Source organism: Hymenobacter psoromatis, from assembly GCF_020012125.1.
GTDB lineage: Bacteria > Bacteroidota > Bacteroidia > Cytophagales > Hymenobacteraceae > Hymenobacter > Hymenobacter psoromatis.
Genome location: NZ_JAIFAG010000001.1, coordinates 836,961 through 849,648 on the forward strand (window position 1 = coordinate 836,961; position 12,688 = coordinate 849,648).

Consider the following 12,688-nt stretch of genomic DNA (forward strand, 5'->3'; position numbering starts at 1 on the left):
AAAAAACGCAACACCCCGCCGCCACCCACCGCCCTATAAGGTTTCGCGCCAGGCGGCGGGCAGCAGCAGAGTGCTGCGCTTCAGTGGGTTAGCCGCCGGGGCGGTTAGTTGCGGGCCAGGGTGGGGGTAGAGGCCGGCAGTTCGGCGCGACTCATCACCACCAGCACCCGCTCGCCGGCCTGGGCGCGGGCCAGCAGCTTGCCCTGCACCTGCTGCTCGCGGTAGGCCAGCACGGCGGCGTTCACCTCACGCAGGAAGGCATTATCGGAGTTAGCTGCGGCCTGGGGTATGAACCAGTCGGCCGGGGCCTGCCACCACTGGGGGCTGGCGGGGCAGTAGCGGCGGTAGGCGGCGGCCAGCTCGGCCTCGGTGCGGATAACCTGCGCCGTGCCGGGCAAAAACTGCGGACTATTGGCGAGGAACTGGCGCATAGCGCGCTTGGTGAGCGCGGCCGAGGCGCCGGTGCGCGCCTGGAAGCGTTGGGTTTCGCGCAGCAGGTAGTACAGCTTCAGGCGCTCGGGGTCCAGCTTGGTTTGGAGGAAGGCATACTCGGCCAGCGGGTCGTCGAGGCGCTCGGTGGGCACCTGGTACTGCCGAGCCAGGAAGCGGGCGTAGCCGGCCTCGCCCAGCCGGGCAATGGTGGCCGCCTCGGTACTGTCGAGGCCGCCGTCGGGGTTTTGATAGAATACCACCGTGGGCCGGCTGGCCGCAAATACCTGCCGCATTTGGGCAAACTGCGCATCGGCGGCATCGTGCGAGCACACCGTGCCGAAGTACGTGATGCTGCCCCCGCCGGCCACGCTGCGGGTGTGGCTGGCCGGCACCAGGGGGGTAGGGCGCAGGCTCAGGGCCAGCCCGCTACCCGGCGCAGCGGCCAGCGTTTGGGCGAAAGAAGGAGTGGCGGGCAACAGGGCCACGGCGAGCAACAAGGCAATAGTTTTCACGTAAGGAATTGAAAAAGAGTGATGAGAAAAATACGTCTTGAATAACAAGTAGTTAGGTTATCATGCTGAGCTTGCCGAAGCATCTTGCTCGCATTATGAGGGCCGTTCAACGACGTGAGCGAGATGCTTCGGCAAGCTCAGCATGACGTTCTTTTAGACCCTACCCCCCAAACCCGCCGCCACCGCTCGGGGCCGAGTCGATGTTGCCAGCCTTGGCTTTGGTGGCCCCGATGAACCAGGTGAAGCCCAGCCAGGCCACGCGCGTTTCGTACTTGTTATAGAGCGAGGTTTGCAGCTCGGGGGTGGTCAGCTCAGTGCGGCGCACCTGGGTGTTGAGCAGGTCCGAAACGCGCAGCGTGAGGGCGGCGCGCTCGCCGAATAGGCGCTGGCGCAGGGCCAGGTCGAGGCCGCCGGTGGGCAGCTGCCGGCCCTGGGCCGTGAGCACCGTGGAGCGCACGGTGCCGGTGAGCTGCACATCGAGGCCCTTATGGGGCGTGAAAGAGTTGGCCAGGCGGGCGGTGCCGGCCAGGGCCGAGCGGTTGGCGGCATCGCCGGCGTTGGTGGCGATTTGCGAGCGGTAGAGCGAGCCGCTGGCCGACACGCGCCACCACTTCGTCAGGGGCTGAGCCCAGGTCATTTCGAGGCCCAGGTTGGTAGTGCTGCCCAGGTTCAGGAAGGTTTCCTGAGTTACTACCCCCACGTTGGCAGTGCGGGTAGCCAGGGTATCAATGGTGCGGATGCGCTGAATAGCGTTCTGCGTGAAACGGGCGAAAACCGTGCTCGTGATGCTGGCCCCGTTCTTCAGATTCAGCTGGTGACCCAGCTCCACATTGTGGCTAAACTCGGGCAGCAGGCCGGGATTGCCCTGGCGGTAGTTGCGCGGGTCCTGGTAGAGCTGCAAGGGCAGCTGCTGCATAAAGTCGGGCCGGTTCAGCCGCCGGGCGTAGCTGAATTGCAGCCGGCTCTGGCCGGGCTCCTTCGCCAGCTCCTTGGCCACCGTGGCCGAGGGGAAAAGGCTGACGTACTGCCGGTTCACCGAGGCACGGCCGTCGGCCAGGCCGCCGTTGAGGAAGGTGGCCTCGGTGCGCAGGCCGCCCTGGGCGCTCCAGCCGTGGGCCAATTGCTGCGAATAGGTGGCGTAGGCGGCCGGCATCACCTGCACAAAGCTGTAGTCGAACGAGCGCTTATCGTCGCGCACAAACTCGGCGTTCGGGTCCAGGCTGATGGGCACCAGCATGGCCGTGCTGCCGGTGTTGCGCAGCACCTGGTTTTTCAGGCCGGCTTCCAACTTACCCTTGCCATCGGTGCTGGGCAGCGTGTAGTCTACCTGGCCGAAGTAAATCTGGGCCTTCACCTGCTGCTGCTGCTGAAAGCCGGCCGGCGCCGTGCCGCCCGTCAGCAGCTGGCTCACTGGTAGGTTGGCGTCGATGATGACCGCGCCGGCGTTGGCTGTCAGTTCGCGGTCCTTGTGGGCTTCCCAAGTGCGGCGGTAGCTGGCCGAGCTCTCCAACACCTTCACCTTTATATCAGCCAGCTCCTGGCCCTGCTGCGTCGTCACGGTCGGGGAGCCCGCCGTTTGCTGGGTCAATAGCTGGTTGTCGGTTTCGGTCTGGTGCTCCCAGTGCGGCTGCACGCTCACGCTCAGGGTCTGGTCCTTGGGTAGGGTGTAGTCGAGGCCCAGGTTGAGGCTGTGGCTGCGGTTATGCTGGAGGCCGGTGCCGTTCTGGCCCGTGAGCAGGCTGCTACCGTCGGGCAGCAGCGCCGTTTGCTGGCTGTTCGAGCGGGTGCGGTAAAGCTGGTCGTTACCGTCGTAGCCCATATTCCAGGTAGCCTTGCCGTGGTGGCGGCTCAGGTTGAGGCTGGGCGAATATTTCTCGCGGGTGCCCACCACCAGGGCGGCCTGGCCGTTCCAGCCCTCTTTTTTATTTTTCTTGGTGATGATGTTGATGACGCCCGCCCCGCTGGCGTCGTACTTGGCCGAGGGGTTGGTCATCACCTCAATCTGCGCAATCTGCGAAGCCGGAATCTGGTCCAGGCGCGGGCCCGGCCCGCCGTTGCTAGTGCCGGCCGGCTTGCCGTCAATGAGAATCGTCAGGTTGCTGGAGCCGCGCAAACTCACCGTGCCCGTGGCGTCTACGGCCACGGCGGGCACGTTTTCGAGCACGTTCACGGCCGTGCCGCCCACGCTGCTCAGGTCCTTTTCTACGTTGATAATCGTTTTGCCCAGCTCCTGCTGCACCACGGCCTGCTGGCCCGTCACTTGCACCTCACCCAGTTGCTGGCTGCCGGCGCGCAGCTTGAGCAGGCCCACCACCACGCTGGTTTGGCCGGGCACTACCCGTACTGCCTGGGCCAGGCTCTGGTAGCCCAGGGCCAGTACCCGCAGCCGGTAAGCACCGGCCGGCACTTGGGGCAGGGCAAACGTACCATCCAGCGCCGTTTGGCCGCTGGCTACCAGACTGGTATCGGCAGCTTCAGCGTGGCGCAGCAGCACCGTAGCAAAGGGCAGCGGCTCGGCCTTGGCCCCGCCATCCACGGCGGTGCCGCTGACGGTGGCACGGGAGGGGGTAGGGGCCGTCTGGGCCGCCATCGTCAGGGGCAGGCCCAGGGTAGCCAGCAAGAGTAGCGAATTAAGTTGAAAGGCGTAGTTCATGGCGCGAAAGCTGAAAAAGGCGTGCAGAAAGGGCATGGCGATTTCGTTCCCAGCCGGCCGCGGTTCCGGTGGAAAAGAGAAAAGCTGGAACCCGGTGCTGAAGCACGTGGGTAAAAAGAGGGGGTAGGCTGACTAGCGGGCTAGTCGAGGGGGGTAGGCCGGCAGGGCTTCCGGCGCAACCCAGCGGCCCGGTTGGCGGCTGGTAGCTACCTCGTTGGTGCCGCAGCTAGGCGCGGCCAGGTTGTAGGTAGTGGGGTGGTACTTGGCTTTTGATAGAACAAACTTACGACAGGTACTTTGTTTAGCATAGTACTATCTCATATTAATTTAAAAAACTACCCTGATGGCGTTTAATCGAAGTTTTATAATGAAAATAATTTGCTGGTTCCGGTTGCCTCACCGGTTTTTGACTCCTTACTACCTGCCCCGACTACCGAGTGGCCGGCCCTAACGTTACCGGCCTTTCCAAAAAATGACAGTTTTTACTCATTCTTCCCCTCAGATGCGCCCTACCCCCTGCGGGTTGCCCAGCGTTCAGCTAATGCAACCAACGCAGGTAATTTCGGGGGGTAGGGACCAGTGCTTCTGGATGAGCCGGCTATTTTTGCTCCACTGGGTGGCGCAATGCCGGCCGTTTTCGTTCGGTTTGCTGTTGCTTCCCCCGCCCCACTCTGATAGGCTCTTTACGTTCGTACTACCATGATAAAACGCTTTTTTTGCGCGGCCCTCTTGCTGGGTGCCGCTAGCTTAGGGGCCCCGGCGGCCTCGGCCCAAAGCTTTGCCAAGGGTGCCGACGTGGGCTGGCTCCAGCAGATGGAAGCCACGGGCTACGTGTTCCACAACGAGCAGGGCCAGGCCCAGGACTGCCTGGCGATTCTCAAGGCCCAGGGCATCAATTCCATCCGGCTGCGGGTGTTCGTTAACCCCTCCGCCGATAAAGCCAGCGGTCACTGCAGCCCCGCCGAAGTGACGGCGATGGCCAAACGCGCCGCCGACCAGGGCTTCCGGGTCATGATTGACTTTCACTACAGTGATACCTGGGCCGACCCCGGCAAGCAGGCCAAGCCCGCCGCCTGGGCCAGCCACTCCTTCCCGCAGCTGCTGACCGATGTGTACGACCACACCTTCAGCACGATGACGATGCTGAAAGCCGCCGGCGTCACGCCCGAGTGGGTGCAGGTGGGCAATGAAATTCCGGGCGGGATACTCTGGCCCGAGGGCAGCGCCAAAAACTTCGCGCAGCTCGCCCAGCTCATCAACAAGGGCTACGAGGCGGTGAAGGCCGTGAGCCCCACCTCCAAAGTAATTGTGCATCTCGACCGCGGCAACAACAATGAGATGTACCGCTGGTTTTTTGACAACCTCACCAAAGACGGCGGCAAGTTCGACGTCATCGGCATGTCATATTATCCCTTCTGGCTCAAGCAGGACTACACGGCCTCCATCGCCAGCCTGCGCGCCAACCTGCTCGATATGGTGGCCCGCTACCCCGGCAAGGAAGTAGTGGTGGCCGAAGTGGGCAACGACTACACAAAAGTGCAAAACACCTACGATATGCTGGTGGCCACCCAGCAAGCCGTGCGCGCCGTGCCGCAAGGCAAGGGCTTAGGCGTATTTTACTGGGAGCCCGAGGGCGCCAAAAGCTGGAGCGGCTACCAGCTCAACGCTTGGACCGACGATGGCAAGCCCTCGCCCGCGCTCAAAGCCTTCCGGGATGGCGCGGTAGCACCCGCCAAAAAAGCCAAGTAACTAAGGAGCTGGTAATTCTGAAGCTGTTAAGGAAGAAACCAGCAATCCAGAAAGCCGTCATGCTCATCTAGCGTCCGCTTGTTGAAGCATAACGGCTTTCTGGGTTGCTTATTTCTTGCGCAGACTACTTCGCACGAGAGTAACTGATTGACCCAGTATACTGCTCTTGGGCGTTGAGGGCAGAATAATTGGGGAGATGTCTGAATCGCTAGTGAAATTATTCGCTGCCCAAAGAATTGATACTAAGTTGGAAATACTAAATGATTGTTTTTAATCACCAATTCTTCATTTTATAATTTGCTGATGAAGCCTGTTGTTAATTAGACACATTCTACATTTGCATCTGTTTAGAAAAATTCCAAATAGATGCGCCTGCTTACTCGCCTCACTTTTTCCCTAGCCGCCGCCAGTTTGCCGCTGGCGGCGCTGGCCCAAAACCAACCCACCACGCAAAGCCTCGATGAGGTACGTGTCCTGGGCCTAAAATCCAAAAATGGCCTCGGCAACCTGGGCGAGGTTGGCGGGGCCGTCATTTATGCCGGCAAGAAAACGGAGGTGCTGGTGCTCGACTCGCTCGACGCCAACACGGCCCAAAACAACCCGCGCCAGATTCTGGGCCGCATTCCGGGCATGAACTTCTCCGAAACGGAGGGCGCGGGCTTCCCCAGCAACGGCGTGGGCCTGCGCGGCCTCAACCCCGTGCAGAGCGTGGAAATGAACGTGCGCCAAAACGGCTACAACATCACGGCCGACATCTACGGCTACCCCGAAACCTACTACCAGCCCGCCCTGGAGGCCGTGGAGCGCATTGAGGTGGTGCGCGGGGCGGCCTCGCTGCAATTCGGGCCGCAGTTTGGCGGCGTCATCAACTACGTAATGCGCCAGGGGCCCACCGATAAGCCGCTGGAGTTTACGCTGCGCCAAACGGGCGGCTCGTTTGGGCTGGCCAACACGTTTGTGAGCATCGGCGGGCAGGTGGGCAAGCTCAATTACTACGCCTACGGCCAGTATCGGCGGCAGGAGGGCTGGCGGCCCAACTCGGCCGTGAGCCAGGTAACGGCCTACGCCGGCCTGCGCTACCAGGCTACCGATAAGCTCAAAATCGGCCTCGAATACTCGCTGCTGCGCAACAAGATTCAGATGTCGGGCGGCCTCACCGACTCGCTCTTCAACGCCAATGCGCGCCAGAGCACGCGGGCCCGCAACTGGCTCACCAGCCCCTGGAACGTACTCACGGCTACCCTCGACTACCGAATTTCCGACAAAAGCCTGCTTACATTTAAGAGCGCCGGCACGCTGAGCAGCCGCTCGCTGGTGTGGCGCAACGAGGACGGCGGCCCTGCCATTCCCGATACCATCGACCGGGCTACGCGCCAGTACGTGCCCCGCGAGGTAGAGCACGAGTATTTTCACAGCCTCACCAACGAGCTGCGCCTGCGCACTGACTACCAGTTGTTTGGCCTTGACAACACGCTGGCCGTGGGGGCGCGCTACTTCGTGGGCAGCATGCACCGGCAGGAGGGCGGCCCCGGCTCCACGGGCTCCGACTTCGACCTGGGCCTCTACGGTGGTGATTTTGAGAATGATTTAGTTTTTAATACTCAGAACTTCGCGCCCTTCGTGGAGACGGTGCTGCGCTTTGGCTCGCGGTTTTCGCTCACGCCGGGCTTTCGGTTTGAGTACCTGCGCAATACCGCCCAGGGCTACCAAACGGTAGATAGCGGCGATATCATCACCACCAACGAGGTTCGGAACCGCACCTTCGCCCTGGGGGGGGTAGGGGCCCAGCTGAACGCCACCGGCAGCACGAGCTTCTACGCCAATTTTTCGCAGGCCTACCGGCCGGTCGATTATTCGTCGCTCACGCCCTTCGGCGTCACCTCGCGCATCGACCCCAATCTGCACGACAGCAAGGGCTACAATGCCGACCTGGGCTACCGCGGCACGGTGCAGGAGTGGCTGAACTTCGACGTGGGTGTGTTTTTGCTGCGCTACAACCAGCGCATCGGCTTGGTGTCGGCCGTTGACCCGGTGACGGGCAACGGCTACCAGATTCGCACCAACGTGGCCGACTCGGAGCACAAAGGCGTGGAGAGCTACGTCGAAATCAGCCCGCTTAAAGCGCTGGCTCCCAACTCCAAGCACCGGCTCAGCGCGTTCAATTCCTACGCCTACGTGAACGCCAGGTACGTGACCGGCGAGTTTAGCGGCAACCAGGTAGAGTACGCCCCCAACAACATCGACCGCGTGGGCCTCACCTACGGCTACGGGCCGTTCTCGGTCACGGGCCAGTATAGCTACACCAGCCACTCGTTTGGCGACGCCAACAATACGAAGTACCGCGCCAACTTCACCCCCGACGAGGCCAACGCCTACGCCATTGTGGGCGAGGTGCCCGCCTACCACGTCTGGGACGTGTCGGCCACCTACCACTTTCGGCAGTTTGACCTGAAGGGCGGCGTGAATAACCTGACCGACAGCCGCTACTTCACCCGCCGCACCGACGAGTATCCGGGGCCGGGCATTATTCCGGCCATCGGGCGCAGCTTTTATGCCACGCTGGTAGCGAAGTTTTGATAAAATAGACCACAACGAATTAACAAACAACGCTATGTCTACTAGTATCAAGCTCACTGCCGCCGCGCTCCTGCTCCTCGCCACCGCGTGCGGCAAAGACATTATTGAGCCGCAGAACGCTACTACCGGCTACTCGGGCTACAACGCGACCGCCCTGCTGGCCAACGAGGCCAATACCGTCATTCTGAGCAATTACCAGGATGTTGATACCCAGGCCGCCGCGCTACAAGCGGCCATCCAGGCGTTTGCAGCCGCGCCCACCGCTGCTACCCTCGACGCGGCCCGCGCCGCCTACCGCGCCGCCCGCGCGCCCTGGGAATCCACCGAGGCCTTCGCGTTTGGCCCCGTGAGCACCCAGCTGCTCGACGACCGCATCGACACCTGGCCCCTCAACGAAACCGACCTGGCCGCCTTGCTGGCCGGCCCTACCCCCCTCACCACCACCTACCTGCGCACGCTCGATGGCGGGCTGCAAGGCTACCATCCCATTGAGTTTCTGCTGTTTGGTACAAACAACGATAAGCCGCTGGGCGCCTTCACGGCCCGCGAGCTGGAGTTTCTGAATGCTTCGGGCCAAAACCTGCACCAGGGCACGGGCCAGCTGCTCACGGCCTGGCAGGCCACGGGCGGCCGCTACGCCAATACCCTGGCCACGGCCGGCCCCGGCAATGCCACCTACGCCAGCCAGAAAGCCGCCCTGCAAGACCTGCTCGGCGGCATGCAGGATGCCATTGATGAGCTGGGCAACAGCAAGATAGAGCGGCCCGTCGCCAGTGGCAGCCCGCAGTACGTGGAAGCCCGCTACAGCGACAATTCTAAGGCGGAATTCCTGAAAAACGTGCAGGGCGTGGAGAGCATCTACCTGGGGCGCTACGGGGCCAACGGCCCCGGCAACGGCATCGGCCTCAGCGACTTGGTGAAGCAGCGCAACCCCAACGCCGATACCAAGCTGAAGGCGCAGTTTGTGGCGGCTGAGAATGCCATCCAGGCCATTCCGGGCACTTTCGACCAGGCCATTACCCAAAATACCCAGGCCGTGCGCAACGCCCAGGCCGCCGTGCGCGCCTGCCAGGTGCTCATCGACGGGGCCGTGGCCACGGCCGTGAACGGTTTGTAACTCGCTGCTACACCGACCTGCTGTTGGGGTTTGGTAAAAATAAGTATTTATTCTACAGAGATGAAAATAGCTACTCATTTGCTTGCCGCCGCTTGCCTGGTGGGGCTGGCCGCTTGCGCTACTTCGGCGGGCGATGCCGTGGCACCCAGCACTTCCACCGATGATGTGGCCGCCGGGGGCACCCAAACCGTGAGCATCGCCGGTAGTACGGCCTTCGGCTCGCCGTTTCCGAGCCTGACGGGGACCAACCTGCAAAAGCACAAGGACGGCGACGCCGATTTTGAGCGCCACTTCGTGACGGCCGACGGGCTGGGGCCGCTTTTCATCAACCCCAACTGCACGGCTTGCCACGTCAACGACGGGCGCGGCGCAGTGCCCATCGACGACCCCAGCAGCGTGCAAATGCTGTTTCGGCTCAGCCAGGCCGGCCAGGATGCGCACGGCGGGCCGCTGCCAGTGGCCGGCTTTGGCGACCAGCTTCAGACGCGCGGCATCGTTGGCACCACGCCCGAGGGTAGCCTGAGCATCAGCTACGTAGAGGCTATTAAAAAGCTGGCCGACGGCACCAGCATGAGCCTGCGCCAGCCCAGCTACGCCGTGGCCACACCCTACATGGCTATGCCTGCGGGCCTGCTGCTGTCGGCCAGGGTAGCCCCGCCGGTAGTTGGCCTGGGCTTGCTGGAGGCTGTGAACGAGGTCGATATCGTGGCCAACGCCGATGAGAACGACGCCAACGGCGACGGCATTTCGGGCCGGCCCAACTACGTGTGGGACGTGGCCAGCCAAACGACCGTGCTCGGCCGCTTTGGCTGGAAGGCCAACCAGCCTACCATTCGCCAGCAAGTGGGGGCTGCTTACAATGGTGATATGGGCATCACCACCAGCCTCTTCCCGCTGGAGCCCGCCGCCGGCCAGAGCCAGGCCGGCAACCAGCCGCCCGCGGCCGGAACCTCCTTCGACCTGCCCGATACCGAGTTTGAGAGCGTGGCCTTCTACGTGCGAACCCTGGCCGTGCCCGCCCGCCGCAACGTAAAAGATGCCCAGGTGCTGGCCGGCAAAACCTTGTTTGTGAGCGCTAAGTGCGCGAGCTGCCACCTGCCCGTGCTGCGTACCAGCGCTACCCCCGGCCTGCCCGCCGAAACTGCCAACCAAACCATCGCGCCCTACACCGACCTCTTGCTGCACGACATGGGCCCCGCCCTGGCCGACAATCGGCCCGACTTCAGGGCCACCGGCCAGGAGTGGCGCACCCCGCCGCTGTGGGGCCTGGGCCTGAGCGAAGTCGTGAACGGCCACAGCTCCTTTTTGCACGATGGCCGCGCCCGCGGTGTGCTCGAAGCTATTATGTGGCACGGCGGCGAAGCCCAGCAGTCGGCCGACGCCGTGAGCCAGATGAGCGCCCCCGACCGCGCCGCCCTGCTGGCGTTTATGAAGTCGCTGTAACTAGCTAAACAGTAGCAGGGTTGTGTGAGCGCACTGCTTCGCTGGACAGGAAGCAACCCGCCGTGCCCCTAGGCCGCCGGCTGGCCGTATCGCATCAGGAAAACCAGTAGTTGGGTAACTACCATGCGCACGAGCCGCTTGCCATCGCGGGGCCTTTGGCAGTTAGCAAAAGGCATAACGGCCAGATGCTTCAGCGAGCACCCGTGCGCTGGAAGGCATGCGCGATGCTCAGCAGGCCCATGCCCGCCAGTAGCAACCGGCCGTAGCCGTCGTGCAGGTGGCCCGGCGAGTCAAACTTTATGCCGGCATCCAGGGCCAGCAAGAGCAGCATAGACACCGGATAAATGAATAACTGGAAGGCCGACCGAAGCGCGAAGGCGGCCAGCGCGCGCCCCAGGTCGTAGAGCGGTAGCGCCAGGGCCAGGGCCGCCAGCAGGCCCACGGCCGGCCGGCCGGCCGGTACCAGCCAGGCCGCTACCAGCACGCCCAGGCCCACCAGCATCCCGTACTGCGATACGAGCGCCCGGTCGTGGTGGGCCGTGAGGTAGGGCCGGGCGGCCGGGTCGCGGCGCAGCTGCAATTGGGCGGGTAGCTGGAGCGCACTCGATACCGGAAAAAACAGCAGCAAAAGCCAGGTCTGCCAGGGCCGGCGGCCGGCCGGGTAGCCCCGCCCCACCTCTGCCAGCGCTAAGCGGGCCATCAGCCACTTCATCAGGCGGCGCTCCAGGCGGTAGGTCGCGTAGCGGCGCAGCAGCACCTCAACCACGCCCACGCGAGCCAACGCGAAGTCGGGGTCAAGGCGTAGCGCCTCACGGTAGTGGGCTAGGGCTTCCGCGTCGCGGTTTTGGTGGAGCAGCAGCAGGGCTAAGTTATTGTGCGCTTTAGGATTGGCCGGGTCTACCCACAGCAGTTGCGTATAAGTGGCCTGGGCTTCCGCGTCGCGGGTCAGCTCAGCCAGGCAAATGGCCCGTTGCAGGAGGCAGTCGGCGTGGGTAGCGTCGAGGGCCAGCCCGGCATCGGCGGCCGCCAGGGCTGGCACCAGTTGATTCTGCTGGTATAAGATGCTGCTCTCAATGGCGTAGAACTGGGCCTGCACCGGGCCGAGGCGGATGGCTTCGCGCACGCACGCCAGCGCGTCGGGCAGGCATTGCTGGCTGAGTTCGAGCCAGGCCAGGCCGAGGATGAAGTGGGCATACGCCCGGTCGGGGGCCAGGCCCACGGCCGTTTCGGCCGCCTGGCGGGCGTCGGGTATCTCCCCCTGGTCAAACAGGCTTTGGGCCAGTAGCAGGTGGGCATCCGGGTCATTGGGCTCCTGAGCTAGGCGCTCCCGCGCCAGCTGGGCAGCTTGCGCGGGGCGGTTCAGGGCCCGCAGCTGCTCGGCGCGGCTCAGCCAGTCGGTAGCGGCATTCTCCATAAGGGTTGCCTACGGCCAGCACCGGCGCGAGTTCTTGAGGTAGCGCCAAAACGCGCCGCCGGTTACGCACCAGGTACCGCGCCCCTACGCTGCCGGCTGGCCGTATTTCGTCAGGAAAACCAGCAGCTGCGTAGCCGCCGCAATGACGGGGCCGCCCAGTGGGTCGGCTTGCAGCACCTCAAACGGGCCTTCGCCGAAGTACAGGCCGTCGCTCATCAGGAAGGTGAGGCGTACCGCGCCCGCGGGGGGGTAGGGGCGGCGGGCCTCCAGCCAGGGGCCAATCTGGCGGGCTACCTGGCGGCTGGCGGCCAGCAGCTGCTCGATAAGCCGCGTCGAGTCGGGCGTGGCCGCGTCCCACACCAGCAGTTTTTCGGCCTGGTTGAGGTAGCGGGCCGAGCCGTCGGGGTAGGCGGCCAGCACGTCGAGGCCGCCGGGCAGGCCCACTTCCACCACCACGCCCAGCAGTTCTTTGGTGGGCTCGGGGTCGCCTAGGGCTAGCAGGCGGCGGTAGGCTAGCAGGCGGGCGCGGGCTTCCAGCTGCGTGTCGTGGGCTACCTGGCGTAGCGCCGGGTGGTCGGGCGCATCGGCCAGCAGTGCGACCCAGGGGTAGGCAGTGCTTTGGTTATCAGTTTTGTAGAGAGCCAGGTCGTCGCAAAACAACAGGTTGTAGATGGTATTGAACGACTCGTTGCGGTAGGGCTGGTAAGGGGTCGGCATGGTAGAATGACGGGGCGAGCGGCTGAGGGTAGGGTAGTGGGCATTGACCCAGCCGCAAGCTAGCAGCTAAGCTC

8 protein-coding genes are annotated in these 12,688 nt (G+C 63.6%); 4 read left to right on the plus strand and 4 right to left on the minus strand.

The window, feature by feature from the left end; translation table 11 throughout:
• Positions 1-104: 104 nt before the first annotated feature.
• Together LC531_RS03535 and LC531_RS03540 are read right to left on the minus strand one after the other, a co-directional pair.
• The gene (locus tag LC531_RS03535; protein WP_223648945.1) at positions 105-944 is read right to left on the minus strand and encodes a hypothetical protein; all 840 of its coding nucleotides are present in this window, start codon (positions 942-944) and stop codon (positions 105-107) included.
• Positions 945-1,104: 160 nt separating this feature from the next.
• Entirely contained in the window at positions 1,105-3,597 is a 2,493-nt protein-coding gene (locus LC531_RS03540; protein WP_223648946.1) for an outer membrane beta-barrel family protein, read from the minus strand.
• Between the two features lie 699 nt (positions 3,598-4,296).
• Between LC531_RS03540 and LC531_RS03545 the strand changes: the two genes are divergently transcribed.
• From LC531_RS03545 to LC531_RS03560, 4 genes are all read left to right on the plus strand, one after another.
• Entirely contained in the window at positions 4,297-5,346 is a 1,050-nt protein-coding gene (locus tag LC531_RS03545) for a glycoside hydrolase family 53 protein (RefSeq protein WP_223648947.1), read from the plus strand.
• A gap of 366 nt (positions 5,347-5,712) precedes the next feature.
• Positions 5,713-7,923 carry a TonB-dependent receptor family protein gene (locus tag LC531_RS03550; RefSeq protein WP_223648948.1) on the plus strand — a complete coding sequence of 737 codons (2,211 nt, stop codon included), beginning with the start codon at positions 5,713-5,715 and terminating at the stop codon, positions 7,921-7,923.
• Positions 7,924-7,957: 34 nt separating this feature from the next.
• A complete protein-coding gene (locus LC531_RS03555) occupies positions 7,958-9,040 on the plus strand; it encodes an imelysin family protein (protein WP_223648949.1) in 1,083 nt (360 codons plus the stop codon).
• Between the two features lie 60 nt (positions 9,041-9,100).
• Positions 9,101-10,483, plus strand: a complete 1,383-nt coding sequence (locus LC531_RS03560) for a di-heme oxidoreductase family protein (protein WP_223648950.1) — start codon at positions 9,101-9,103, stop codon at positions 10,481-10,483.
• 190 nt (positions 10,484-10,673) lie between these two features.
• Here the strand turns inward: LC531_RS03560 and LC531_RS03565 are convergent, their stop codons facing one another.
• Both LC531_RS03565 and LC531_RS03570 read right to left on the minus strand, forming a co-directional pair.
• Positions 10,674-11,897, minus strand: coding sequence for a tetratricopeptide repeat protein (locus tag LC531_RS03565; protein WP_223648951.1), 1,224 nt, complete (start codon positions 11,895-11,897; stop codon positions 10,674-10,676).
• An 84-nt stretch (positions 11,898-11,981) separates the two neighbouring features.
• Positions 11,982-12,614: a hypothetical protein gene (locus tag LC531_RS03570; RefSeq protein ID WP_223648952.1), complete on the minus strand. Its 633-nt coding sequence runs from the start codon at positions 12,612-12,614 to the stop codon at positions 11,982-11,984.
• Positions 12,615-12,688 lie beyond the last annotated feature (74 nt).

What these genes read in the sequence shown, in the direction of transcription:
- LC531_RS03540 (WP_223648946.1), bottom strand. Translation starts at nt 3,597, where the DNA reads ATGAACTACGCCTTTCAACTTAATTCGCTACTCTTGCTGGCTACCCTG.
- LC531_RS03545 (WP_223648947.1), top strand. Translation starts at nt 4,297, where the DNA reads ATGATAAAACGCTTTTTTTGCGCGGCCCTCTTGCTGGGTGCCGCTAGC.
- LC531_RS03550 (WP_223648948.1), top strand. Translation starts at nt 5,713, where the DNA reads ATGCGCCTGCTTACTCGCCTCACTTTTTCCCTAGCCGCCGCCAGTTTG.
- LC531_RS03555 (WP_223648949.1), top strand. Translation starts at nt 7,958, where the DNA reads ATGTCTACTAGTATCAAGCTCACTGCCGCCGCGCTCCTGCTCCTCGCC.
- LC531_RS03560 (WP_223648950.1), top strand. Translation starts at nt 9,101, where the DNA reads ATGAAAATAGCTACTCATTTGCTTGCCGCCGCTTGCCTGGTGGGGCTG.
- LC531_RS03565 (WP_223648951.1), bottom strand. Translation starts at nt 11,897, where the DNA reads ATGGAGAATGCCGCTACCGACTGGCTGAGCCGCGCCGAGCAGCTGCGG.
- LC531_RS03570 (WP_223648952.1), bottom strand. Translation starts at nt 12,614, where the DNA reads ATGCCGACCCCTTACCAGCCCTACCGCAACGAGTCGTTCAATACCATC.